Source organism: Paenibacillus sp. HGF5 (assembly GCF_000204455.1).
Classification (GTDB): domain Bacteria; phylum Bacillota; class Bacilli; order Paenibacillales; family Paenibacillaceae; genus Paenibacillus_AQ; species Paenibacillus_AQ lautus_A.
Genome location: NZ_AEXS01000111.1, coordinates 1 through 25,263, shown reverse-complemented (window position 1 = coordinate 25,263; position 25,263 = coordinate 1). Strand labels below are relative to the sequence as shown.

The 25,263-nt window shown below is 53.6% G+C and carries 18 protein-coding genes; 10 read left to right on the top strand and 8 right to left on the bottom strand.

Going from position 1 to position 25,263, the window contains the following annotated elements; translation table 11 throughout:
- Positions 1 to 211: 211 nt before the first annotated feature.
- Complete coding sequence (locus tag HMPREF9412_RS17600; RefSeq protein ID WP_009592999.1) at positions 212 to 1,255, bottom strand: YeiH family protein; 1,044 nt, start codon at positions 1,253 to 1,255, stop codon at positions 212 to 214.
- Between the two features lie 157 nt (positions 1,256 to 1,412).
- On the opposite strand from HMPREF9412_RS17600, the gene HMPREF9412_RS17595 reads away from it, so the two are divergent.
- A complete protein-coding gene (locus HMPREF9412_RS17595; protein ID WP_009593001.1) occupies positions 1,413 to 2,309 on the top strand; it encodes a LysR family transcriptional regulator in 897 nt (298 codons plus the stop codon).
- Between the two features lie 169 nt (positions 2,310 to 2,478).
- Positions 2,479 to 2,697, top strand: coding sequence for a DUF378 domain-containing protein (locus HMPREF9412_RS17590; protein WP_009593023.1), 219 nt, complete (start codon positions 2,479 to 2,481; stop codon positions 2,695 to 2,697).
- A gap of 394 nt (positions 2,698 to 3,091) precedes the next feature.
- Here the strand turns inward: HMPREF9412_RS17590 and HMPREF9412_RS17585 are convergent, their stop codons facing one another.
- Positions 3,092 to 4,126, bottom strand: coding sequence for a glycoside hydrolase family 18 protein (locus HMPREF9412_RS17585; protein ID WP_009593007.1), 1,035 nt, complete (start codon positions 4,124 to 4,126; stop codon positions 3,092 to 3,094).
- Between the two features lie 422 nt (positions 4,127 to 4,548).
- On the opposite strand from HMPREF9412_RS17585, the gene HMPREF9412_RS17580 reads away from it, so the two are divergent.
- The 8 genes from HMPREF9412_RS17580 (at position 4,549) to HMPREF9412_RS17545 (ending at position 15,764) form a co-directional block, all read left to right on the top strand.
- The gene (locus HMPREF9412_RS17580; protein ID WP_009593016.1) at positions 4,549 to 5,520 is read left to right on the top strand and encodes an ABC transporter permease; all 972 of its coding nucleotides are present in this window, start codon (positions 4,549 to 4,551) and stop codon (positions 5,518 to 5,520) included.
- A 15-nt stretch (positions 5,521 to 5,535) separates the two neighbouring features.
- A complete protein-coding gene (locus HMPREF9412_RS17575) occupies positions 5,536 to 6,444 on the top strand; it encodes a carbohydrate ABC transporter permease (protein ID WP_009593009.1) in 909 nt (302 codons plus the stop codon).
- Positions 6,445 to 6,487: 43 nt separating this feature from the next.
- On the top strand, positions 6,488 to 8,095 hold the full coding sequence (locus HMPREF9412_RS17570) for an extracellular solute-binding protein (RefSeq protein WP_009592998.1): 1,608 nt from the start codon (positions 6,488 to 6,490) through the stop codon (positions 8,093 to 8,095).
- Positions 8,096 to 8,239: 144 nt separating this feature from the next.
- On the top strand, positions 8,240 to 9,625 hold the full coding sequence (locus HMPREF9412_RS17565; RefSeq protein WP_009593004.1) for an alpha-L-fucosidase: 1,386 nt from the start codon (positions 8,240 to 8,242) through the stop codon (positions 9,623 to 9,625).
- Positions 9,626 to 9,691: 66 nt separating this feature from the next.
- Positions 9,692 to 10,978, top strand: a complete 1,287-nt coding sequence (locus HMPREF9412_RS17560; protein ID WP_009593008.1) for an alpha-L-fucosidase — start codon at positions 9,692 to 9,694, stop codon at positions 10,976 to 10,978.
- A 66-nt stretch (positions 10,979 to 11,044) separates the two neighbouring features.
- Entirely contained in the window at positions 11,045 to 12,070 is a 1,026-nt protein-coding gene (locus HMPREF9412_RS17555; protein WP_036672625.1) for a carbohydrate-binding family 9-like protein, read from the top strand.
- A gap of 7 nt (positions 12,071 to 12,077) precedes the next feature.
- The gene (locus tag HMPREF9412_RS17550) at positions 12,078 to 14,696 is read left to right on the top strand and encodes a transglutaminase domain-containing protein (RefSeq protein WP_009593025.1); all 2,619 of its coding nucleotides are present in this window, start codon (positions 12,078 to 12,080) and stop codon (positions 14,694 to 14,696) included.
- Positions 14,697 to 14,717: 21 nt separating this feature from the next.
- Positions 14,718 to 15,764 (top strand): glycoside hydrolase family 18 protein, encoded by a 1,047-nt coding sequence (locus HMPREF9412_RS17545; RefSeq protein WP_009593022.1) that lies wholly within the window; start codon positions 14,718 to 14,720, stop codon positions 15,762 to 15,764.
- A gap of 214 nt (positions 15,765 to 15,978) precedes the next feature.
- On the opposite strand, the gene HMPREF9412_RS17540 is transcribed toward HMPREF9412_RS17545, so the two are convergent.
- From HMPREF9412_RS17540 to HMPREF9412_RS17515, 6 genes are all read right to left on the bottom strand, one after another.
- Positions 15,979 to 18,276 (bottom strand): helix-turn-helix domain-containing protein, encoded by a 2,298-nt coding sequence (locus tag HMPREF9412_RS17540; RefSeq protein ID WP_009592991.1) that lies wholly within the window; start codon positions 18,274 to 18,276, stop codon positions 15,979 to 15,981.
- A 436-nt stretch (positions 18,277 to 18,712) separates the two neighbouring features.
- On the bottom strand, positions 18,713 to 20,290 hold the full coding sequence (locus HMPREF9412_RS17535) for an amidase (protein WP_009593024.1): 1,578 nt from the start codon (positions 20,288 to 20,290) through the stop codon (positions 18,713 to 18,715).
- Positions 20,291 to 20,652: 362 nt separating this feature from the next.
- On the bottom strand, positions 20,653 to 21,426 hold the full coding sequence (gene tatC / locus HMPREF9412_RS17530; RefSeq protein ID WP_009592986.1) for a twin-arginine translocase subunit TatC: 774 nt from the start codon (positions 21,424 to 21,426) through the stop codon (positions 20,653 to 20,655).
- Entirely contained in the window at positions 21,383 to 21,604 is a 222-nt protein-coding gene (gene tatA / locus HMPREF9412_RS17525; protein WP_009592994.1) for a twin-arginine translocase TatA/TatE family subunit, read from the bottom strand. The genes tatC and tatA overlap by 44 nt, the downstream gene beginning before the upstream one ends.
- Before the next feature lie 24 nt (positions 21,605 to 21,628).
- Positions 21,629 to 23,254 carry a PhoX family protein gene (locus HMPREF9412_RS17520; RefSeq protein WP_036672629.1) on the bottom strand — a complete coding sequence of 542 codons (1,626 nt, stop codon included), beginning with the start codon at positions 23,252 to 23,254 and terminating at the stop codon, positions 21,629 to 21,631.
- Positions 23,255 to 24,083: 829 nt separating this feature from the next.
- Positions 24,084 to 24,935, bottom strand: a complete 852-nt coding sequence (locus HMPREF9412_RS17515) for a lipoate--protein ligase family protein (RefSeq protein ID WP_009593015.1) — start codon at positions 24,933 to 24,935, stop codon at positions 24,084 to 24,086.
- Positions 24,936 to 25,263 lie beyond the last annotated feature (328 nt).

Genomic DNA, 25,263 nt, shown 5'->3' with positions numbered 1-25,263 from the left:
GTCCCCCCCGGATCGGGCAGACCCCGCCCTTTTAGTTTTACCCTAAAATGGAAAGAAAAAGACGGGGCTGGCCATGCTGCAAAAACCGGAGTGGGTCTAAATCCAACGCGAGGAGGATGGAAAGGGATTGGAGGCTTTCACCGCCAAAAAGCCATCCCCCGCGAGCAGGGAATGGCTTTTCGTTTCGTGCACTGGGCCGGTACCTGATTGCTTATGCCATGGCATAAGTCAGCAGGATCAGCAGCACGGTGGTGATGGACATGGCCAGCAGCGGCCGCCAGGCGCCGCGTATGTCCTTCAAGTGGACATTCAGGCCAAGTCCCACCATCGCCATGGCAAGGATGAAGGAGGCTGCCTGGGATATCGTATCCTTGATCGGCAGGGGAATGATCGGTTGTCCGGTAAATTCCCAGCTTCCCAGCAAGCTCGCTGCGATGAAGCCAAGCAGGAACCAGGGAAACTCCATCCGCGTTTGGCTCTGCAAACGTCCGGTCCGCTTCATCCAGACCATTAGCACGATGCTGAGCGGCACGAGCAGAAATACGCGGCCAAGCTTGGCAAGCAGGCTGATGGCAAGAGCATCTTCTCCTGCCGGAGCGGCTGCGAGTGCCACATGGGCGATCTCATGAAGACTTACGCCCGACCAGACGCCGTATTGGGTATCCGATAAGGGAAGCAGCGGCTGGACGAGGGTATAACCGATCGCGACGATGGTTCCGAGAAAGGCAATAAGCCCTGCTCCAAGCGCGGTGTCCTTTTCCTTGGCTTTCACGATCGGGGACACGGCGGCGATGGCCGCCGCGCCGCATACACCTGTTCCAATCCCGAGCAGAAGGGACAGGGACATATCGGCCTTCAGCCATTTGGCAATCAGCAGTGTAAGCCCGATCGCAAATACGACGCTGATGACATCTCTCAGCATTAAACCCAAGCCTTGCTGGAATACGACGCCGATATTCAGCTTTAGGCCATATAGAATGATCGCTAGGCGCAGCAGACGCTTGGCCGTGAATTGGATCCCGATGCGCAGTCTCTCCGGGTAACCGCGCAGCTGCCGGTATACAGCGGCGATCAGAATTGCCCAGGCTAGCTGGCCAAGATAGCCAAGGCCCGGCACGCTGGCTAATCCGTAGCCGGTAAGGGCGATGACAAAGGTAAAGGCAATACCGCCTGCGGCGGCGGGCAGCGAATGCTGCGTCCATCGAACCAGACGATGGACATGCTCTTGAGATTTGGAATATGCAGGTTCAGCCATAAGACATAACCTCCGATTCGTTCGGTTGGTCTGAACCCATCGTATCCCATTGCTTAGAATAAGAAAAATAAATCATTATGATGATCATCATAAGTAATTTATTATGGTAGTATAACGCATAACCAAATATAGATCTGGAGCGAAGGGGGCTAAAAGCGTGGATCAAGCACTGGAAGTATTCGTAGCCGTCGTAGACAAGGGGAATTTTACCCGCGCGGCCGAGGAACTGCTCATGACACAGCCGGCGGTAAGCCAGTATATCCAGGCGCTGGAGCGTTCCGTTGGCACCAAGCTGCTGGAGAGAACCAATAAATACGTCCGGCTTACGAAAGCGGGAGAGATCGTATACCATCATGCGAAGGACATTTTGGGCCTGTACACCCGCATGAACGCCCTTGTGGACGATTTGATGCATCGGGCAAGCGGCCATCTGTCCATCGGCTCCAGCTATACCTTCGGGGAGTACATGCTGCCGCATTTGATCGCTTATATGAGGGAGCGGTATCCTTTGATCCGCCCGTCGATTACGATCGGGAACACCAAGGAGGTGGCGGAGATGATATTGCGACATGAGGCGGATATCGGGATCGTCGAGGGCGACTATCAGGATGAGAAGCTGCATATCGAGGCTTTCGCGGAGGATGAAATGGTGGTGATGGTCCCCCGTGACGGGCGGTACGACCATCTGCAGGAGGTGCCGCTGTCCGAGCTAGCGGATGAGACCTGGATTGTCAGGGAAGCAGGTTCGGGCACCCGCGAGGCAACAGAGCGGATGTTCTCCCGGTATCATGTTCATCCTAAGCATATCGTGGAGTTCGGAAGCACCCAGCTGATCAAGGAATCCGTGGAGGCAGGCCTTGGCGTCACGCTGTTGTCGAGGTGGGCGGTGCGCAAGGAGATTCGACTCGGAACGCTGCATATGCTGGTACCGGATGGCAAGCCGGTGGCGCGCCAGTTCTCATGGATTACGCAGAAGACGCCTTATCATACCAAGGCTGTTGAGATCCTTCTGGAGCTTCTGCGTCAACAGCGCGGATTTCCTAATGAAGTGTAGGGGAAGAAGACAATTTCGTATCAAGTATCAAGGACATCCCGCTTAGGGATGTTTTTTTGTCCGACCATGATTATAAATGCAATTGTTGGTTAAAAATAGTTACCAGAATCTTTTTGAATAAACCATATAAGAAATGACGTGAAAAAAAGGGCGTAAGGAGGGTTAAACGATGAGAACATTTAATACCATCGCATTGCTGTTATTGATTATCGGAGGCATCAACTGGCTGCTCGTGGGTCTGTTTCAATACGACCTGGTCGCTGCATTGTTTGGTGGGCAGAGCTCTGTAGGCTCCCGCATCATCTATACGATTGTCGGACTGTGTGCACTGTACTCGATCCGCTTCTTCGGTGATGTTACGAATGACGACCGTTCAACAGCAAAGTAGGTTATATTTAGTGACATAAACATAACGCGAATGACGAGAAATGCCCATGTTTGCATAAGCCAAAAAGCCGATCCCTGTTGGGGACCGGCTTTTTGGCTGTCCAAAACTCGAAACTGTCCGAGTGACGGCATGCTCATGTGAGGTGCAAAATCCACATATGCAGTATGAATTTCCCAGTATAAATAAGGGTTTTCGTGCTCTAAAGCTATAGATAAAAACGACATATTTACGGAATTCGGAAGGAACTCATAGAATAAAGCCAAGTCATTGCAGCGCAAGAAGATGAAGTCAACTGCATGTTATATAAAATAACGTGAGTATCGTCTATCATCAGCTTTTCTAAGACATGTTGAAGGGAGTGAACCTGCTGCAGCTCGGGCAAGCCCGAATCCGATTAAGAATAAAAGGCTTTGTACATGGCATTCAAAAGGCTGTGCGTTGCATCGCAGCTGTATTCCCAGAACATGATGCCGGCCAGCCCCTGCTCCTGTATGTATTTGCATTTATGAGTCAGGGATTCGGCGTCATCGTATGTGATGAAGCTGCTGCCGTCGAACAAGTAAGGCGCTTTGGCTTCGTCGTCCCAGTACCTCTTATAGGAAGGATTGCTTAAATACTCGGCAGCGAGCTGGGTATAGGTCGGGCCGTAACCTCCGGAGGAGGGAGCGATCTGGAGGTAGCCGTTGTTCACGTCCGGCACATCGTTCCATTTCCTGGAGTAGAATCCGGCACCGATCACGATTTTTTCGCGCGGCACACCAGCCTGAGTAAACAGGCGGACGGATGCATCGACGCTGATTCGGAACAGATCGCCGGTGGAGGTGTACAGATTGGTGTGGTGGCCCGTCATCGTCTGGAATCCGCCGCGCATGTCGTACGTCATCAGCTGAATAAAGTCGAGATAGGGGTGGATGTCATTGATTTCGGTGCCGTCGATATAATATTGATCGGCGCCGGCCGCGATCGTGAGCAGATAGTGTGTCTCGCCCCGCCCGTACTGATCCAGCGTTTCCCGGAGCTCCTTTAGCAGCAGCGTAAAGTTCTCCTTGTCGTTTGGCGATGCCGCCGTTCCGGCGATCGAGTAGCATGGATACTCCCAGTCCAGGTCAATGCCGTCGAAGGGAAACTCTTGCAGCAGCTTGATCGCCGATTCGCACACGCTTTGTCTTCCTTCAGACGTGGCTGCCGCTTTCGAGAATCCGTCGGAGCCCCAGCCGCCAACGGACAACAATATGGTTAGTTCGGGATTGATGGATTTCAGGCGTTGGATCTCATGAATGGTGTTCGAATCGGTATACGTGATCTTGTCTTCTTGGATATGGGCAAAAGCGATGTTCAAGTGAGTGAGCCGCCGGGCATCTTCGGCCGTGATCTCGGATAAGACTTTGCGCCCTGCATAGCCGGCTAAAATCCAGGATGATGGCTGCATGCGTAATACCTCATTTCTTTTAGAATATGTCAGTTTTGCTTTTACAGTTTATTTTTCCAACTTACGGTCAGATATGACATCTGTCAAGGATCATCCCGTTAGCGAGGATGACAATTTACCTTAGGAGGAGGGGTCAAAAACCACATGTTTTCCTGCCCGAAAACGACAATAACAAGACTGGAAAGGACGTGAAAAGCCCGTCATACCAATGGATGACGCCGTTACAACCGGACAATTGAAAATGACATATTTACGGATGAAGCCTTGATCCATACACTTGGGATGTAAGCGTTAACATTTCTGAGGCTGGCGAAAGCCGCACGCTAAGGAGTGGTCAGGAAGGCTCTTTCTTATACATTGAACAGGGATGCTTTTCCAAAAAAAATGGCCGGATTTTTCATTAGAGAAGGAGGGAGAAACCGATGCAGCAAAGTGGTAAGTCCGCCCTGTCGCCAAACTTATCGGTGAATACGATTCCGAATCGTAAAAAAAATACATTATGGAGGAGGATGATTCGAAACTGGGAGCTGTATTTGTTTATCGCTCCGGCATTTCTGTATTTTGTCATTTTCCATTATGGCCCGATGTACGGGATCCAGATCGCCTTCAAAAACTTCATCCCGACGTTGGGAATAACGGGAAGTCCGTGGGTCGGATTCGACCACTTCGAACGCTTCTTCAACTCTTATTACTTCTGGGACTTGCTCTGGAATACCCTCAGCATCAGCTTGTATGAGCTGGCGATCGGCTTTCCGCTTCCCATCATTCTGGCATTAGCCTTCAATGAAGTGAAGGATTCATTCTTCAAGCGTACGGTACAGACCGTCACGTATGCGCCGCATTTTATATCCGTTGTCGTTATGTCCGGCATGATCATTACCTTCTTGTCCCCTTCGTCGGGCATGATCGTTAATTTTGTGGAAATGCTCGGTTTCCAGCCGCCGCAATTCTTGACGGACCCTGCCTGGTTTAAGACCGTATACGTGCTGTCCGGCGTGTGGCAGAGTGCGGGCTGGGGTACCATCATCTATCTGGCCGCATTGTCGGGCGTCGATCCGCAGCTGCATGAGGCAGCCGTCGTGGACGGTGCGAGCCGGTTCAAACGCATTCTGCACATCAATATTCCGGCGATCGTACCTACGATCACCATCCTGTTGATTCTGAATATGGGCAGCATTTTAGGGGTTGGATTCGAAAAAATCCTGCTGCTGCAAAACCCGCTGAACATGAGTTCTTCCGATGTCATCTCGACCTTCGTCTACCGGTCCGGTCTGGTCGATGCCCAGTACAGCTTCTCCACGGCCGTCGGATTGTTCAACTCGGTAATTAATGCGATACTGCTGATCGCGGTGAACCAAATTGCACGCCGCACCAGTGAAAACAGCCTGTGGTAGAAGGAGGGGAAACACATGTCATCCGCAGTTAAGGAAAGCAAAGGGGATAAAATATTCCTGCTATGCAACTACATCTATCTGACGATTGCACTGATCATCGTACTGTACCCGCTGCTGTACATTGTCAGTGCCTCCATCAGCGATCCGAAGTACGTAAGCTCAGGCGAAATGTGGCTGATCCCCAAAGGGATCACCTTCGACGGATATGCCCGCGTCTTTGAGAACGCCAATATATGGATCGGTTACAAGAACACGATTATTTATACGGTGATCGGCACGATCGTAAACCTCATTGTCACGCTGCCGGCAGCCTATGCGCTCAGCCGCTCGGACTTCGTGGGCAGGGGATTCTTCATGGCGATATTCCTGGTGACGATGTTCTTTGGCGGGGGGCTGGTTCCGAGCTACCTGCTTGTGAAGGATCTCGGCATGGTGAACAGCATGTGGGCGCTGATTCTTCCCGGAGCTGCATCGATCTGGAATATTATCGTGTCCCGGACATTCTTTCAATCCACCATTCCGAAGGAGCTGCAAGAAGCGGCCCATATCGATGGGTGTACCAACTTCCGGCTGTTCATCAAAATCGTTCTGCCGCTTTCGATGCCGATTATTGCGGTCATGGCCCTCTTCTACGGAGTCGGTCACTGGAACAGCTATTTCAGCGCGATGATTTATCTGAACGATGCGGCGAAGTATCCGCTGCAGCTCTTCCTGCGTCAAATCCTGGTGCTTCAGGAAATGGCGGCGCAGGGCGGCGGGGCGATTGATGCCTCCTCGGCGGCGGCGATGAATACCAAGGCGGAAATTGCCGCACTGGTCAAATATGCCGTCATTATCGTCGCAACCTTGCCAGTTATTGCCATCTATCCGTTTCTTCAGCGTTACTTTGTGCAGGGTGTTATGATTGGTTCCGTTAAGGGCTGATCTTAAACCATACAATCCACACCAAAAAAGGGGAGTTGTTGTAATGAAAAAGCTTCGTAAAGCATCATCCATTTTACTCTGCCTCACCCTCTCGGCATCACTGTTGGCCGCTTGCGGTTCCTCCAAAGGAGAAGGAGGGACGGCGTCTCCCGGGACGCCTAGCACGGAAGGCGTCAAAAAAGAAGGATTTCCGATCGTGGATGAACCGATCACGCTGAAGGTCATGTCACAGGACGCAGGTGTGGCGGACTGGAACACGATGCCGGTCCTCCAAGAAATGGAGAAATTAACAGGCATCAAACTGGAGTATCAGCTTTCGCCGATCGACAGCTTTGAAACGAAAAAGAATCTGGTGTTCGCGAGCGGTGACTTGCCGGATATGTTTTACGCGGCCGATCTGAAGCCTGCTGAGCAGGTAACCTACGGCAGCCAAGGCATCCTCATTCCGCTGGAGAAGTACATTGACGAAGGCTATGCACCGAACATCAAAAAGATATTGGATGAGAATCCGGATGTCCGCAAGTCCTTTACGACCCCGGACGGGCATATGTATGCGCTGCCGTTCGTCGATAAGGCCGCCGTATGGTACAGAGGCCCGATGTGGTACAACGGCAAGTTCCTAAAAGCGTTAAACGTGTCCGAACCTAAGACTACCGAGGAATTATATACGTTCTTGAAGCGCGTCAAGGAAGAAGATCCTAACGGAAACGGTAAGCAGGACGAGATTCCGCTGACTTCGGTGAAGCTGGATGACCTGCGCATGTACTTCTTCGGCTTCTGGGGCATGTACAACGAAGGCATCTATTCCGACAAGGACGGGAAAGTACACTATCCTTACCAAGAAGAAGGCTACAAGGGCTACCTGACGTTCATGAACCGTCTGTGGAAGGAAGAATTGCTGGATCATGAAACCTTCTCGCAAACGGGCGATCAGAAAAAAGCCAAGGGAGAAAATAACCAGCTGGCCTTGTTTAACGATTATCATGCGTACTTCACCCTGGGCGGCGAGCCTAGCAGCGAGCATCCGCTCATGACGCCGGTGAAGAGTGAAATCGCCGATTCTCCGGTATATGGCATGCATCCTGGCATGTCGGCAAGAGGCACATTCGCCATTTCAAGCAGCAACCCGAATCCGGAAGCTACCATGCGCTGGATCGATTACCTGTACAGCTATGAAGGCGCAACGCTGTTTAACCAAGGACCTGAAGGCACCCTGTGGAAATTCAAGGATGAGGCAAACCGCGTGAAAGAATGGCTCCCGGTACCAGGCGGCGGCGACCGTGAGGAATATCGCGGCAAAATCACGCCGAACTTCGGCATTCTGACGCCTGGCGTCAATGATCCGGAAGTTACGAAAGGTCTTCGCACCGAATTCGATGAGTGGATTGACCAGCAGAACCAAGAAAAGCTTGTGCCGATCGGTAAATCGCCGTTCCCTAACGTCTACTTGACGAATGAAGAGCAAAGCGAAGCTACCGCACTGTTGTCCGATTTGGAAACGTACGTGAAACAGATGGAAGCCAAATTCGTGACAGGCCAAGAGCCGCTTGAAAACTGGGATAAATATGTTGCACAAGTCAAGAAAATGGGCAGCGACCGTCTCGTCGAGCTGTATCAAGGCGCATACGACCGCTGGAACGCCGAGCAATAATCAGATGCATAGTTGAACAACAAAGGGCCAACGTATCCCGGTCGATTCTTGACCGGGGGTTGGCTATTGTTTTTAAGGGGCAGGCAAGGCTATTCAAACGGTCTTCCTAGTGCCGTTATCACAAATGAAATATGGAGGTACACCATGTCGGAGAACAAGCTGGTAGAGGAAGAGCAAGCGGTAGTGGAGCAGGGCGTGCATAATTTCAGCAGCGAGGACAAGTGGGTCAAGCCGGAGGATCCGCTGCTCCTGGAGCGCCTGGAGTGGTTCAAGGACCAGAAGCTGGGCCTGATGATGCATTGGGGACCGTATTCCCAGCTGGGCCTGGTCGAATCATGGGCGCTCAGCGATAAAGACGCGGACTGGTCGCGTGACGGCATTGACTGGGATATCGATGCGGAGGAGCTTAAGCGGCAGTATTTCGATCTGAACAAGACGTTCAACCCGCTCCGCTTTCAGCCTGATCTATGGGCTGACCTGGCAGCGGATAACGGCTTCAAATATTTGAACTTTACGACCAAGCATCATGACGGGTTCTGCATGTGGGATACGCATACGACCGACTACCGTGTCACGGGACCGGACTGTCCGTTCCATACCCATAAGTACGCTGATATCACGAAGGAGCTATTCGATGCATTCCGTGCTAAAGGGCTCGGTATATCCGCCTATTTCTCCAAGGCCGACTGGCATACGCCGTACTACTGGGCGCCGGGAATGGAGGCGGGAAGCTTTACGTCTCGCGGACCCAGCTACGATCCGAAGAAATACCCATGGCTGTGGGAACAGTTCGTCCAGTTTACCCATGAGCAGATCATGGAATTGATGACCCGTTACGGCCGCATCGATGTGCTGTGGCTCGATGCGGGCTGGGTGAACGATTACCGGGACCAGAACATTCGATTGGGCGAAGCGGTGGAGAAGGCGCGCAAAATCCAGCCTTGGCTCCTCTCAGCGGACCGGACGGTCGGCGGGCCTTACGAGAATCTGATCACGCCGGAGCAGACCCTTCCTGAACGTGCTCTTCACGTGCCTTGGGAAAGCTGCATCACGATGGGAACCTCCTTCTCTTTCCGTTACGAAGATCGTTACAAATCGGTTCGTCAGCTCATCCATCTGCTGGTCGAGATCGTGGCCAAAGGCGGCAATCTCGCGCTGAACATAGGCCCGCAGCCGGACGGAAGACTGTCCGAGACGGCCATTTCAAGAATGAAGGGCATGGGCGCGTGGCTGAAGGTCTACGGAGAGGCCATCTATGGAACGCGTGTCTGCGAGCCGTATTCCTCCGGCGCGGTCCAGTTTACCCAAAAAGACGATACGACCTATGCCATCTATCTGTATCGTAATGAGCAAGAAGCCGTCCCTGAGGAGCTGTTCATTCCGATTCAGACGGCGTTCGGCCGCGTTGATCTGGTCGGGGGTCAGGAGGCACTGGATTATCGCCGCACGGACGATGGTGTCGCGGTCCGTCTTCCGGATCAGGAGCGTCAGGGAACGGCGCCGATCGCGCATGTACTGCGGTTTCGGTAAGAGGCGGACTGCATAAACGACGATTTCTCTCACGTATAACGACTTCAAGAAGAGGTGTGGACAGATATGCGGAAATGGTTCGAAGAAGCCAAGCTGGGGATCTTCATTCACTACGGCATCTATGCCGTGGACGGGGTCTCGGAATCCTGGTCCTTCTATAACGGGAGGATCACGTACGACGAGTACATGAAGCAGCTGGACGGTTTTACGGCATCGAAATTCAATGCGGAGAAATGGGCGGACTTGATCGAGAAATCCGGCGCCCGTTATGCCGTGCTGACAACGAAGCACCATGACGGCGTTGCCCTGTGGGATACGCAGTACAGCGATCTCAACGTGGTCAAGCGGACTCCGGCCAATCGGGACATCGTGCGGGAGTATGCGGAAGCGATCAGGGAGAAGGGGATTCACCTGGGCATGTATTTCTCCCTGATCGACTGGTCGCATCCGGATTATCCGAGCGTGTTCGAAGGAGGCAGGGTGCCTGAGGATCTCAGCGGCGTCAACCCGCACACCAGTCCCGTGGACGGCGTTCAGGATCAGGAGAAGTGGCAGAAATTCCTGGAGTTCAACAACAACCAGCTGCGGGAGATCCTGACGAATTACGGGAAGGTGGATCTGCTGTGGTTCGACGGCGATTGGGAACGCAGCGCCGAGCAGTGGAATCTGCCGGAGTTCAAGCATTATCTGCAATCCTTCAATCCGGATATCATCATCAACTCGCGGCTTCAGGGCCACGGCGATTATAAAACGCCGGAGCAGGGCATTCCGATCACGAGGCCGGAGGGACCGTGGGAATTCTGCACCACGATCAACACTTCATGGGGCTATGTGCCGACAGACCATAAATACAAATCATTAAACCAGATCATTCGGATGTTCTGCGACTGCATCTCCATGGGCGGCAATATGCTCTTGGATATCGGTCCCCGCGAGGACGGCACCATCGATCCAAGGCAGGAGGACATTCTGCTTGGGCTGGGAGCTTGGATCCGAACTCATGAGGAGGCCGTATTCGGAACGGGCGAAGGCATAATGACCCGCTATTATCTGGGAGGAAGCACGATCTCCGAGGATCGAAAGACATTGTATTTATTTGTCTATGACGACCCGAAGGAGAATGTGTGCATCAAGGGACTTTGCAATCCGATCAAGAAAATTACCGTGCTGCACTCGGGCAAAGAGCTTGAACATGAAATCCATGGAGGCGTGCCTTGGTTCAACATCCCGGGGACGACGTGGATCAAGATGACGCCGGAAGACGCGCATGAGCAGGTGACTGTCCTTAAGCTGGAGTTTGACGAAGAGCTGGAGATGTACGGCGGCTCGGGAGCCGTCGTCACCCATAACTAACCATATCACGGGGAGATAAACGCTTGATAGGCGCTTTAGCCTCCCTCACGAAGCGGAGAGAATGACATGAACAGAAGTGGAGTGCCGGAGCCGAGGATTGAGTATGCTCCCAAGCATTACATATGCAGGCGCGCGGGGCAGCCGCTCGTGCTGGACGGCCGCGTGGATAAGGCATTTTGGGATGCGGCGGAATGGACCGACGATTTCGTTGATATCGAAGGGGATCTTCGCCCGAAGCCGGCCAAACGGACCCGGGTTAAAATGCTATGGGATGACGCCTATTTTTATTTTGCCGCCGAGCTGATCGAGGATCAGATTTGGGCGACCTTGACGGAACGCGATTCGGTTATTTTCTATGATAATGACTTTGAAATATTCATTGATCCGGACGGGGACAGCCATCAATATTACGAATTCGAGATCAATGCACTGAATACGGTATGGGACCTGCTGCTGGTGAAACCGTACCGGGATGGCGGGCCGCCGGTTAACGGCTGGGATATCAGCGGTCTCAAGACAGCGGTGTTTATCGATGGGGAGCTGAATCGGCCTGGCGCCGATAACCGGAAATGGAGCGTGGAGGTCGCGATTCCTTGGTCCAGTCTGAAGGAATGCGCCGAAGACGGCCGCCCGCCGTTGCCGGGGGAGTTCTGGCGCGTCAACTTCTCGCGCGTCGAATGGCAGACCGAAGTGCAGGACGGGGAGTATCGCAAGGTGGTGAATCCGGAGACAGGCAAGCCTTTCCCGGAGGACAACTGGGTATGGTCGCCCATGGGCATCATCAATATGCATTATCCGGAGCTGTGGGGTTATGTCGTATTCGCCGACGGCGAGGAGGGGCATCAAGCGTTCACGCTTCCGGAAGACGAGAGGATCAAATGGGAGCTGCGCAGGCTCTATTACCGGCAGCGTAACCACTATGAAGCCCACGGTGAATTTGCGCGGGAAATGAAGGAGCTCATGGGCGAGGATTCGTGGAGCATCCAACCCGTGATTGAAACGACCCGCAGCCTGTTCCAGATGAGCGCGCCTTCTTCCGACGGCACGGCTCTGATCTGCATTCGGGAAGACGGAAAGCTATGGAGGGAGTGAACGGAGGATGACCAGCCAAACCATGGTGTTCTCGCTGGATTCGCAAACGCTGGAGCGGATCGAGCAGAAGTTTCAGGAGAAAATCGCTTTTGCGGAGGCCCGCAAGGATCAGCTGTTTCACGTATTTGAGCAGGAACTGACGGAAGAAGAGGCTTGGGCCTTGAAATATTTGTTTGCTTACATGCCGGTGAACGACTTGGCCGACTACGATGGTGCATTGTTCTTAAGCCATGTGCGCCAAGCCTTGGACATCCGTAAGCGCGTGCCTTGGGGCGAGCGTGTGCCGGATCATCTGTTCTTGCATTTTGTGCTTCCATATCGGGTCAATACGGAAAATATTGAGGATTTCCGCGGTATCCTTTACAACGAGCTGGCCGAACGGACGGCGCGGTTATCGATGGCAGACGCCATTCTGGAGACCAATTACTGGTGCCATGAGAAGGCCACCTACATCGGCAGCGATCTGCGAACGATTTCGCCGCTGACGATGATCCGGAATGCGCGCGGACGCTGCGGCGAGGAGTCTACGCTGGCGGTGGCCGCGCTGCGAAGCATCGGCATTCCCGCGCGTCAGGTGTATACGCCGCGCTGGGCCCATTGCGACAGCAATCATGCCTGGGTGGAAGCATGGGCGGACGGCCAGTGGTATTACATCGGGGCATGCGAACCGGAAGCCCGATTGAACCAAGGTTGGTTCAGTCCACCGGCGCGCAGGGCCATGCTGATCAACACGCGAATTTTTGCCGATTACCCGGGGCCGGAGGATATTACCCTGAATGAGAAGGGATTTACGGAAATCAACTTGCTGGAGAACTATGCACCGGCGCGTACCCTTGACGTGATCGTGAGGAACGAGCAGGGAGAGCCCGTATCCGGTGCAAGCGTCCGGTTTGAGCTGTACAATATGGCCGAATTTTATCCCATTGCCGAGATCAGGACCGATGAACGGGGAGTGGCTTCCTTCAAGACGGGTTATGGCGATCTCTTGATTCGCGCGGTCAGCGAAGGCAAGTGGAGCGAAATCTTATATAAGGCCAACGACAACGAACGTATTGAGCTTGTGCTTACTTCGTCCGAACAGCCGGCAGGAATCGTGGATTTCGATATGGTTCCTCCACCGGAAGGAGAAGGAGATGCCGCATCGGCGCTGCCGGAAGAGATCATCCGGGCTCATAACCGCCGTCTGGAGGAAGGGTCAAAGATCCGAACCGACTACGAGGGGACATTCCTGAGCGAGGAAAAGGCATTCGCGGTGGCCAAGGCGCTAGGGCTGCCACCCGGACGGGTGTGGGACGTTCTGCAAAAAGCCAGGGGAAACAGCCGTGAAATCGCCGCTTTCCTGGAGGAGCGATCGGGCGAATATGGCGAGTGGCCGCTGCGGCTGCTGGAGTCGCTGAACGAAAAGGATTTGATTGATACCTTCCGGCAAACGCTGGATGATCATCTGATGGGCGCGATCTCCCGGCGTGGATCGTGGGATGAGGATACCTTCGTGAAGTACATCCTGTGCCCGCGGGTCTCTTATGAAATGCTGGTTCCGTATCGACGCGTATTCGACCATGCCTTTACGGCCGCGGAGGCAGAAGCGTTCAGGGAAAATCCATCGAAGCTTGCCGGTCATTTGGAGCAAGGCTATGCGTATCATGAAGATCTTCCCAACTTGAAGGGCAAGGGGAATCCGGCCGGCACGTACAGCCTGATGAAGGGAGACCAGCAGTCGCTGGATATCCTGTTCGTGGCGGTATGCCGCAGTCTGGGAATTCCTGCCCGGCTGCATCCGAGCGAGCAGAAGCCGCAGTACCTAGCTGATGGCGGTTGGGAAGATGCGGTATTCCGTCTGGCTTCCCATCGGAACCAGGAGGGATCAAGCTGGGGGATACTGCAGCTCCTTAGGGACCCGAAGGTCTCGAAGGACGCGCCAACCGCATCCTATGCCGAGAATTTTACCTTCGCCCGCTTGGAAGATGGTGTGTACAAGACGCTGGTATACCCTTATGGCATGACCGATGTTTACGATGGGCCGTATGAGGTGGAGCCGGGTTCTTACCGCTTGACTTCGGGCGTCCGGCTGAAGGACGGAACGGTAAGCGTGCGCTTCACGTACTTTACCGTGCGAGCGGATGATACCGTAGAGGTAGCTCTGACTTATCGGGAAACGGCGGTCGACATTCCCGTGCTGGGCAAGCTCGAGACGGGCGGCGTTTTGACCCGGCTGGATGGAACCGGGGTCGTTCTGAAGGGGCTGTTGGGGTCAGAAGGAGCCGTCGCTGCCTGGATCGAACCGGAGCGGGAGCCGACCAAGCATCTGCTTCGCGAGCTGAGCGAGCTGGCTGAGCCGCTCAACAAGCTGGGATTGCCGATTGTGCTGGCAATCGGAGAAGCGGAATGGACGGCTTCCTTTGATCCGGCCGGCTATCCCAAGCTGCCGGCACGCACGGTATTCGTGCGGGATTCCGGTTATGCTTCCTTATCGGGCTTCATCCCGGATCCTGCCGCGCATGAAGCCGGTTACCCTCATTTGTTCGTCCTGGACGGCCAGGACCAGATCCGTTATGCGGCTTCGGGATACAAGATCGGCACCGGGAAAGAAGCGCTGCAGATTGCAGCCGCGATATCACAACCCTAGAATGGATCGGAGTGAAGTGTAATGACGAAGTACATTGCGGCGGGATACGCCGTCGATTCGGCTCTTCCCGACATGACGCATGAGGATTTGACGAAGCTGACGCATCTGAACGTGGCCTTCGGCCATGTCAAGAACGATGAGATCACGACCGAGCATCTGAAGAATGGCGAGGTTGTCCGGAACATCAAACGGGATCACCCGGATCTTACGGTGCTGCTGTCCGTTGGCGGCTGGAGTGCGGGCGGTTTCTCGGAAGCCGCCTCAACTGAAGGGGGAAGGGGCCGCATGGCCGCATCCGCCATACGGGTGCTGGAGGAATACCCTTTTGACGGGATCGATCTGGACTGGGAATATCCTTGCTACGGGGAGGCCGGCATAGCGTCAAGTCCGGACGATAAACGGAATTTCACCCTGCTGCTCAAGACGATCCGGGAGGCTCTTGATGCCAAGGGCTCGCAAGACGGGCGTCACTACCTGCTTACGATAGCTGCAGGGGCCGACCAGTACTATGTAGACGGCACGGAGATGGCGGAGGTGCAGCAGTACCTGGATTTTGTGCAATTGATGACCTATGACATGCGCGGCGGGTTTCAGATCCTGACCGGGCATCATACGAATCTGTACACGCCCACCGGCGATCTGTTCCGAATCAGCACGGATGCTTCCGTGAACCTGTTCGTCCAAGCCGGCGTCCCGAAGGAGAAGATCGTCATCGGTGCCGCATTCTATTCCCGCGTATGGAATGAAGTGCCGGACCGGAACAACGGCCTTCACCAAATGGCCGGCAGCACGGGCGGTTATGGTCCGGCGTTCGCGGAGCTGGCTGCCGAGTACATCAACAAGAACGGCTACATCCGTTATTGGGATGAGGAGGCTTGTGCGCCGTATCTGTTTAATGGCACCAGCCTGATTTCTTATGACGATGAGGAATCGATTCAGTGCAAATGCCAATACGTGAAGGAGCAAGGCTTGGCCGGGATCATGTTCTGGGAATACGGATGCGACCCGACCCGTCGCCTGCTGACGGCCATGCATCAAGGACTTCAGAGCATCCCGGCCGGGAAATAGAAGATGCTGGCGGATGGATGGCTGATAGCGCCTTAAAACATACGAAAACCTCCCTTGGACCCTAGGGCCCAAGGGAGGTTTTCATTTAACCGGCCAAACCGTTACTCGACGCATTCCTTGACGTCATCGTCTGAGTCCGTTCTCTGATGCGCTTCTCGGCGCGACGTATGAAACCATAATCCGACGGCCTCCTCGGCGCCGACGTCCGAAACCGTTACCCGATGCACTCCTCGTCGTCATCGTCCGTGGAATCGGCTGCGTTGGGACTGTGCATTTTACGGTATTGGCCCGGCGTGTAACCCGTCTCTTTCTTGAATTTGCGGATGAAGTTCGGTGTATCCAGGTAACCGACCCGCGTAATGATATCCTTTAACGGGTCGGATGTGTGGAGCAGCTGCCGGATGACCTCGTCCATCCGTTTCTGCCAGATGTACTGCGTAAAGTTCATGCCGATCTTCTCTTTGAAGGAGCGGCTGAAATACGACGAGGAGATGGAGAACTTGGACGAAATCGTGCCGAGACTCAGGTCATAATCCGTGAAATTGGCATCGATGTAAGCGACGATTTCGTCCATCAGGGAGCTTTCTTCCGTCTCGCTCTTCGCCTCGACATGGGCGCAGATTTCGGCGGCAAGGCCTGCCAGCTTCTTCTCCAAATCCTCCAGCGAGTCATAGGAAGTAACGCGCGGCAGCTGATTGACCACATGATGGATGCCGAGCTCCGAAGCCGTCTTCAGCATCGTGTTGAGAATATCAAAGCATATGCAGCGCAGCAGCGGTACGGACGGCATTTCCGCCTTCAGGTTATTCAATGCGGTGGATACCATCTGAACCGCCACGTCGTAGCTGCCCTGCTTCAAGCTTTGTACCAGCTTCAGCAGCACATCCTTAGGGACCCAGAAGGAGGAATCCTGCGCACCGGAGCCTGAAAGAGCGTTAAAGAAGGTGCTGCTCCCCTGTCCATGCAGCATGGATGCTTCCAGGGCGGTCGTTGCCTCGATGAAGGACTGATTCAGCTGTTCCGGATAGCTGTAGCGGTTGCCTACCCCGATCGCGGGAGAGACGCCCGTGTGCTCGGCCGCGATCGATTGCAGCGCCAGGGCGATGGGCTCCATGCGGGCGTTAAGGCTCGCTTCATGGCCGGTTTCCGCATCGAATCCGACGATGAGGGCCAACTGATCGGGCTGCGGCAGCTCCACCCCATAAGCATAGGCGGAAAAAGCGGTCAGCTCCACATCGTTCATCAGCTGCATGACAGGCCGCCGTTCCGGATTGTCGCCGATGGGAAGGGCATGCGACTCCCAGCCCATGGTCACGACAAAATAGTGGGATCGGCTGAAGCGGATGCCCAGCTTCTCCGTATACTCGGCGGGGAATTCCCCGGTATGACCGTGCTTCAGCAGCATGAGCAGAATGTGATTTCGCGCATAGGGCTCTTGAAGGTCGACGCGCTGGCTGTAATCATGCAGCGTCTTCTTGATCCATTCCAGCTCGTTGCTGGGGGTGGACGGTTCGGGATCATTCTTCAATCGAATGAACTCCATCAAATCCGAAATCGGATGGTATTGCCTGCGGGCCAGCATGATCGCCAGAATGGTGCCCATCATCACCACGAAGGAGAATACCAGAACGATAAAAGTGCGAATATGCACGATGCGGCCGAAAAATTGGTTGCTTGGCATCGCGGTGACGTAAGTCCAGCCCGCATCGGATTTGACGGATACAACCGAATGGGGCTCCTGGTTCAACGAAAGGCTGTGCGTTCCCGGCTCAAGCGAGAACAGCGCGTTGACCTCCTGCTCGGTAATGGTCTCGCCTTTGTAATTGGCTGCCAGCACTTGTCCGTAATTATCGAAAATATAAGTCATCCCATGATAATCGCTGAGGATGGAGTCGATCAATCCCGTCAGATTGGATTCATGGATGAAGTACATGACGGTGCCGTGAGCCGGCGTATTGTTGGGTGCGATCGGCACAAGGTATGCCAGCATGGAATTCTGGGTTTTGGTCCCTTGCACGACTTGTTCCGCCGGACGCATGGTCGGGATCTGAACGGAGTTTAAATCCCGGACCATCTCCGTTTCGTTCCAGCTGTTGAATTTGTAGCGGTCGGTAAAGACGTTCAGGTTCTCAAAGCCTTGAGACGAGTAAATGCTGTTATCTCCGCGGAAGAAGAGGAACAGTTCATCGATGATGGAGCTAGTGGCTTTGTATTTGACCAAGGCCCCGATGGATTCCCGGCTGTAGTACGGATGGTGGGTCCAATAGCGGGTCAGCTGCTCGTCGTAGGCAATCCGAAACGCGATGTCCTGCAACTCCTTCATGCGCTCATCGATGACGGTTTTGGCCTGGGTCAGTTGATTGACGTTGGTCTGCTCGATCTCGGAACGGAGCGTATCCACGGCATTGTGGTAAATGATGATGGTTAATATAACAAGAGGTATCAGGAAAATGGATATGTAGGACAGTGTGTATTTAAGCAGAAGCTTGGACTTGAAGTGATTCCATTTCATATCTGCAACCTCCCGGTATTTTAAGATTATGGAATGATACGTTTACAGCAAAGCTGAACCATTCGATAATCGCAAGAAAATCTTCTCTGGGCATAAGTCTATCATCTGCGAAGGTACGTCGATAGACGTTTGACCTTTTCCGCCGTCTGATAGCGCTATCATAAATAAAGGCAAGGCTGTAGCTTTCATGATTACCCGCCGGATGTTCCTAATGAAAATACTAGGAGAACTTGACTAATAAATCAATGGATCATTACTAAAATTAATTGGAAACATGCCAAAAATTCAAAATCGCAATGTAAATAACGAAGGTAATGGATGTTATAGGCCATTGGCGGGCTTCTATGGACGCGCATGTCTTATCATTGCAACGTTGCTTGAAAAACCGGAGCCGCTGCGGCTCCGGTTGATTTGGGCTAGGCTGATCAGGCAGGTATTAAGGCTTGGCGACAAGCGTTGGGGCAACGCGATGCTTCGTTGCCTGCTCGTAGTCGTAGGCCATGCCGAGCAAGTCGGCTTCGCTCCACATTTTGCCGACAAAGGCGATGGAGAACGGAGAACCGCTCTTATAATATCCAGCCGGCACCGTGACGAGAGGAACGCCCGCGATGTTGATCTCGGGAACGGTAGTGTCGGCGATTTTGTCTTCGCTGTGAAGCAGCGGCGTTTCCTTATACATCTGAGGGAAGACGAGTGCATCCAGCTTGTGTTGATCCAGCACGTCGTTAAAAATATGGAGATACTTCGTTCGGATATCCGTGAATGTTGAGAGATCAGGGACGGCGCCAGGATTACTCAAGGCTTCCGGGTACCTGGCGAGCGCCGATGGGGTCTCGCCCGTCTTCTCGATCAGTTCATCCACCGACTGAATGGCGGCATTCGGACCCAGGCGCTTCAGATACTGCTCCATATCGTACACGATCGATTCAATGCCGATGGAGCCTGACGACTTGGCGAATTCGGCGAATTCCGTATCGGCGAACGGATCGGTAACCACGATGGCTCCCTGACTCTCCAGTTCCTTCACGGCCCGGTCATATAGTTTCTGGGTCTCCGCCGTCAGCTCTTCGCCAAGCCACCCCGGGCCATAGAGACCGATGCGTTTGTTCTTGAGGGCCAACGGATTCAGCTTGGAGGTGTAGCCTTTCTTGGGAATGTTGCCGATCGATGCAACGGTCTTGGCATCCTCGGCCGTATAGCCTGCGATGACGTCCAGCATGACGGCGGCGTCGTGAACCGTACGGGCATGCGGGCCGACAACGTCTCTGGTGCTTCCGGCGAGAGGCACGACCCCGGCATTCGGCACCAATCCGAAGGTTGGCTTGATGCCGACCAGCGCTTGGGCAGCCGCCGGATTCTGGATCGATCCGCCGGTTTCTTCGGCAATGCCGAGCACGGCAAAGTTGCCCGATATGGACATCGCCGTGCCGGAGCTGCTGGCGCCCGGAACCAGCTTTCGATCGATGGCGTTATAGGTGTCGCCAGCCCAGCTGGAGCTGGCGCGCGTACCGTCGGAGCTGAATGCCGGGATATTGGTCTTGCCCAGTATAATGGCGCCAGCCGCCTTCAAGCGGGCAACGACGGGGGCGTCCTTCTCCGGAATCAGCTCGATTCCGCCGAGCTCTTTGCTGAGCGGGGCCCAGCCGAAGGTGGACGGGAAGCCGGCGACGTCGACGGCTTCCTTGATGACAATCGGCACACCTGCAAGGGGGCCGAGCTTCTCGCCGGCCGACCGGCGCCGGTCAACCTCGCGGGCTTCCTGAAGCGCGCCCGCATTCATCATGGTGAACGCATTGTAATTGGATTCATAGATGCCGATCCGGTCGAGGTAGGCCTTCACAACCTCTTCGGTCTTGAACGTTCCTTCCGCGTAACCCTTCTCAAGCTCCTTCAATGTAATTTCCTCATAGGCAAACCGTTCAGCTGCGGCAGCGGTTATGCTGTTCATGGCCAATCCAAGCAGGAGTGCCATGGACATCACGCGTTTGAATATCTTGGTTTGTTTTTTCATCATTCATCATTTCCCCCATTCGTCGTTTTTTCGCATCTCCCATGCGATCTTAGAGACTATCAAGGAACTGAACCACAATAATGTTAGTATTAATAACATGAGTATGACAATCCCTAAGTGATTTAGAACATTCCACCTCCTGATTCATAACATTTTAATGACAAAGCGGTGTTGAATTCGTTGTTAATTAGTAAAGTTAATGGTTTTTTTTGAAGGTGTCAATCATTTTATGAGATTTCAACAAAAAATAATGTAAGACAATCTTACATAAAAAAGAACCCGTGGTCACGACAACCTGCTTGCTTAGGCTGTCTGGTCACGGGTTCTTGAAGGTTCCGTCCAACTTCGGGGGAAACGGACGTGGATTAGGTTGCGCTGCCCTCCGCTTGAGCGAGCTGCAGCTGCTTGCGATAGATAAATCTGGAGATCGAAACGCTGATTTCATACAGCAGGAACAGCGGGACGATCACGATCAGATCGGACATGATATCCGGCGGCGTAATGGTCACGGCCACGATGCAGAGCAGGAAGTAGGCTGATTTGCGCATCTTGGCCAGCCGGTGCGGATTCACGATGCCGAGCTTCGTCAGAAAAACGACGATGGCGGGCATTTCGAACAGAAATCCGAACGGTACGGTCATATGAATCATGAACGTGAAGTATTTTTGCGCGGTATACATCGTTTGGAAGGCCCCTTCGGCCATTCGCTGCATGAACTGCAGCACCATCGGGAACAGCACGAAGTATCCGAAGCAGATGCCGGCGATGAATAACACGCTGATGACGGGAATGAGCAGCATGGCGGAGCGGTGGGTTCCGTCCGGCAGCGCCGGCTGCACGAACCGCCATATTTGGTAAGCGGCAATGGGAAGCGTGACGGTAACGGCCACCACGCCTGCAATGATCATATACACCCACATTACTTCGGAGGGACCGAGCAGAACGAGCTGCTCGTCCATCCCGCGTACCAGCCAGTGATAGATCTTCTCGACGTAGATGAAAGCGGCCACCATCGCGACCAGAAACGCAATCAGCGTGCGGATCAGGCGCTTCCGCATTTCTTCCAGATGCTCGATCGCGCTTTGGTCGTTCGGATTAGCTGTGCTGCTTATCGACCGCTGCAGCAGTCTGCGGAGCATCGTCTTTTTTCCCATTCTCGTCCTCTCCGTTCATCAAGCCGCGGGTTGCGCCCTTAAATTCGCTTAAGGTTCGCCCGAAAGCGCGACCGAGCTCGGGAAGCTTGGAGGGACCGAATATGATGAGTGCGATAATCAAAATAAGAATTAAACCACCGATTCCAATGTTGCCAAACGGCATGATCCTCGCTCCTTTCGATTGGTATTATTCCAGTTTGAAGCCGCTAATCGCCACGACTGCGCAGCGTGCCATCTTTTCGCCGGAGCGGTGAGGCCATGTACTGGTTGGTTTGCTGAGGTCTTCCGTATTCTCGCCCGGGTGTTGAACGGACAGGAAGAGCGTCTGCTCGTCGGGAGTGAAGAAAGGGCCTGTCAGCTCGGACTCTACCGGCCCGGAAGCGAATTGCAGCGCAGTTCCTTGTTCCGGCCCGCTTGTTGGGATCACGAACAGTCCGTTGTTCATAAAGGATTTGTGAACGCCTTTGTTCTGGCTGCTGCTGGAGATGTCCGTCACGACCCACAGGTCGCCGTTCGAGTCGAACGCCAGGTTGTCCGGCGAGCTGAATCCGGATTGGCGTCCGCCGGCAGCAAAAATTTCGAAATCGAACTCCATGGCGGCCAGATCGTTGCCGGCTTCAAAGATACGCGTAATATGACCATGGATGTTGCCGTGATTGTCGTTGTTCGTATGGCAGACAAACACGGTGTTATCGAATGGCGAGATTTCGATGTCTTCCGGACGGTCCGTCGGCGTTCCGCCGACAAGACGCGCAGCTTCCTGGCAGTAAGTCACAACGTCCCCTTGGGACTTGAATTTGGCCTGGAGCTCTTTATCTTCTGCAGTGGCCTTGGCTACGGCTTCAAGGGTGACCGGCTGCCACTTACCCGATTTGAGGTTGGCGACGTACAGGGTTCCGTCTTCCAGAAGCGCAGAGTTGGCGCGCCCTTTGCTCTTATCGTATTTGTGCTTGCTGATGAATTTATAGACGCAGGCATCCTTCTTGTCGTCGCCCATATAGACAACGACCCGGCCGTCTGCGGCAAGGCCCATGGCGGTGTTTTCATGATTGAATCTGCCGAGGGCGGTATGCTTTTTCAAGAAGGATTTATCGAACGGATCTACCTCAACCACCCAGCCGTAATGGGTATCCGGAAGGTTCGAGACTGCCGCGGTGTCCTCGAAGTTCTCCTCGCAAGATAAAACCGTGTTCCACAGCGTCACGCCGCCGGAGCAGTTGGCAAACGTGCCGGTAGCCGTCGTTGCGCCTTTCAGGGCAGGGATGCCCTTAGCCGGGCCGGTGATATCGAATTTGCTGAAGCCGTTGATGCGGCGGGCATGGGTGGAGGTGGTGTCCATTTTCCATACGCCCTTCTCGTCGCGGTATACCTCAATGACCGACATGCCTTGGTAGTACAGGTTTTTATGGATTTGATCCGCCGTCATTTTCCCGTCCTTCACAGGTCCGATCGAGAAGATGGTGGAATACTCATGATTGTTGACCAGGAGGCCGCGGACATTGGAGCCCTTAAGCGGGAAAAATGCGTTGTAATCGCAGCCGGAGCCGAATTTTTCGCCAGCCGGATTGATTACGTCGTCGAATGCCGCAATGACATCATATTTAAAATTTTTAGGCAGGACGAGCTGGTCTGCTTTGGTTGGTTCGATTGGCTCGAAGTAGCCGCTGACCCGATTCGTTTTGAATCCGAACAGATGATTTGCGGTTCCGGACATGGCCGAAGCCTTTCCTTCCAATACGCCTAAGCCTGCGGAAGCGGCTGCCAATGCGGTTGCGCCCGTACCCAGATAAGACAGAAACGTTTTGCGGTCCATCGTTTTATTCAAGCTTATCCACCCCTAATGTATAAATTGCCATCAGGACAAGTTTATAGGGGAAATGTTATGGGAATATCATCGGTGAATGGTGGAAATGTAAAAATAAAGTAATCTAGGTATGGTACACGATTCTAGTTTTAATAACTTGCCTAACTTCCAGTTGATGGTGCCAAAATGAACAGATTCAGTTATTTGGGCTTTAGGGTGAATTGATGGATTGCATTGATGGATTGTGTGGATCGACCGACCGTCCGACCGATTTGTAACGATTAACCTACTGTGTCGAACGGATAGAATGAATCGAAGGACGCGAATGGATTGATGGACGTATTGTATCGATAGGGCGAGGTTTGTTTGTCCGCGGAATACCAGGCGCTGCATGAGCGTGTTGACTGTTGTCATGATTTGAGGACAGAGGTTCCGCTATTACGTCTCAATTGGTTGGTTTGGGGTTAAATGAGGACACCAGATCCGTTATTACATAGAGTATGGCTGTTAATCGTGGTATTTATAGTAGATAGCGGATTCTGAGTCCGGAAGTACGGGGAAAGTTGCTTTTTTTTCGAAATAACGGATCTAGTGTCCATTAGTTTGTTTATTCGTCTCTTGGATATCTGCATGAACTGCAAGAACTGTTGCGTGCTCCCGGCAGTACTGCAATACAAGCGGAGTTTATAGGTACGGGCTTGTGTTGGACTGGTGCAACGTTTTGAGGATGGAGGATCCACACTTAGTGAGGATCAAGATATAGCAAGAAAGGGGTTCCCCTTTCAGTATAAAGAACCATATGGACTGATTAATCATCTTATATGGTTCTTTATTATGTTTAATTAAGGTTATACCGCTGACGCATCTGATCAGCCATAAAGCGGATATCCTCGTCCCCAGGCATCGTAAACCTGGAAGCTGCTTCGGCCAAATCCTTGCCTGCTTGCCATCCTCGAATGACTTTTTTGACGGCTGACGTAAATTGGCGCACTGCTTCGAAGCCGCTGCCGATGTTGGTCAGCTCTTCGAGGCTGGCCGTGCTGTCGGCCTCTACCAGAGGGTACTGCTTGGGATCGGCTCCTTCAGCTGCGATATCATAGAAGGAACGAACCAGTCGGGCGCGCTCGCTGCCCGAACCCTCGGCAATGATGAAAGCCTGGATGATGAAGGCTTTCCGCTGCCGCCGCTGGGCAATACCGCAAAATTTGAGGCCGCCGATGCTTAGATCAAACGTTCCGGGGCAGAAGGCGCCGGCAATCTCGCCGGTATCCACCATTTGCCCGGTGTCCCGGAGGGCTTCCCGGATGAGCTCCACCATGATCTCAAAGTCTTGATGAAAATCTGGCGCCGGTCCGGCGGAGGAAAAGGGGAGGATGAGGGACAGGTTCACCACGCCGGCGTCCAAGGGTACCGCGGCACCGCCCGAATGGCGCACGGCGGTGTCATAGCCGAGGTAGCGAAGGTTGGCTTCCCCTTGAGGCGCCTCGGGCAGACGACTGTCGCGCACGCCCATGACAAAGGCGCGCGGATGCCGCCATAGATGGCAGATGGCGGGCCCGCCTTCTCCGGTTAGCCTGCATAATAGCTCGTCCAGCGCAAAATGATACAGCACGTCCTGATGCGATAAATTATCGGTCCGGTCGAGCAGCAGGACGGGTTGGTCTTCAGGTAGTATCAGCGGAATGTTCACGCTTGTTGCGCCTCCTTGAAATAGGGATAGGGTAAGGTAAAGCCCGATCAAATCATTTCCATGAACAGCATACCATAAATTCATAATGAAGCGGCGAGCCTAACCTGGCAGTGAGAGGGCTTCGCTCCTTGAGCTAGCATCCGGCAATCGGCGGCGTCAGCCTGACAGCTAATAGCATTTAACGAGGGTTCAATCTTAGTAAGCGGGGAACCCCCGTCGATCTCTGTCATCTGTGAATGTACGTCGATCAACGTTTTTGTTTAGATATAAGAAAGTATAACTTCGAAGCATGATCTTCCTGATATCGCAAGAAAAACTTCATCTAACT

Bases quoted from the DNA above. Each gene is read 5' to 3' on its own strand.
- HMPREF9412_RS17600 (WP_009592999.1), bottom strand. From the start codon at position 1,255: ATGGCTGAACCTGCATATTCCAAATCTCAAGAGCATGTCCATCGTCTG.
- HMPREF9412_RS17590 (WP_009593023.1), top strand. From the start codon at position 2,479: ATGAGAACATTTAATACCATCGCATTGCTGTTATTGATTATCGGAGGC.
- HMPREF9412_RS17585 (WP_009593007.1), bottom strand. From the start codon at position 4,126: ATGCAGCCATCATCCTGGATTTTAGCCGGCTATGCAGGGCGCAAAGTC.
- HMPREF9412_RS17580 (WP_009593016.1), top strand. From the start codon at position 4,549: ATGCAGCAAAGTGGTAAGTCCGCCCTGTCGCCAAACTTATCGGTGAAT.
- HMPREF9412_RS17575 (WP_009593009.1), top strand. From the start codon at position 5,536: ATGTCATCCGCAGTTAAGGAAAGCAAAGGGGATAAAATATTCCTGCTA.
- HMPREF9412_RS17570 (WP_009592998.1), top strand. From the start codon at position 6,488: ATGAAAAAGCTTCGTAAAGCATCATCCATTTTACTCTGCCTCACCCTC.
- HMPREF9412_RS17565 (WP_009593004.1), top strand. From the start codon at position 8,240: ATGTCGGAGAACAAGCTGGTAGAGGAAGAGCAAGCGGTAGTGGAGCAG.
- HMPREF9412_RS17560 (WP_009593008.1), top strand. From the start codon at position 9,692: ATGCGGAAATGGTTCGAAGAAGCCAAGCTGGGGATCTTCATTCACTAC.
- HMPREF9412_RS17555 (WP_036672625.1), top strand. From the start codon at position 11,045: ATGAACAGAAGTGGAGTGCCGGAGCCGAGGATTGAGTATGCTCCCAAG.
- HMPREF9412_RS17550 (WP_009593025.1), top strand. From the start codon at position 12,078: ATGACCAGCCAAACCATGGTGTTCTCGCTGGATTCGCAAACGCTGGAG.
- HMPREF9412_RS17545 (WP_009593022.1), top strand. From the start codon at position 14,718: ATGACGAAGTACATTGCGGCGGGATACGCCGTCGATTCGGCTCTTCCC.
- HMPREF9412_RS17540 (WP_009592991.1), bottom strand. From the start codon at position 18,276: ATGAAATGGAATCACTTCAAGTCCAAGCTTCTGCTTAAATACACACTG.
- HMPREF9412_RS17535 (WP_009593024.1), bottom strand. From the start codon at position 20,290: ATGATGAAAAAACAAACCAAGATATTCAAACGCGTGATGTCCATGGCA.
- tatC (WP_009592986.1), bottom strand. From the start codon at position 21,426: ATGCTCCGCAGACTGCTGCAGCGGTCGATAAGCAGCACAGCTAATCCG.
- tatA (WP_009592994.1), bottom strand. From the start codon at position 21,604: ATGCCGTTTGGCAACATTGGAATCGGTGGTTTAATTCTTATTTTGATT.
- HMPREF9412_RS17520 (WP_036672629.1), bottom strand. From the start codon at position 23,254: ATGGACCGCAAAACGTTTCTGTCTTATCTGGGTACGGGCGCAACCGCA.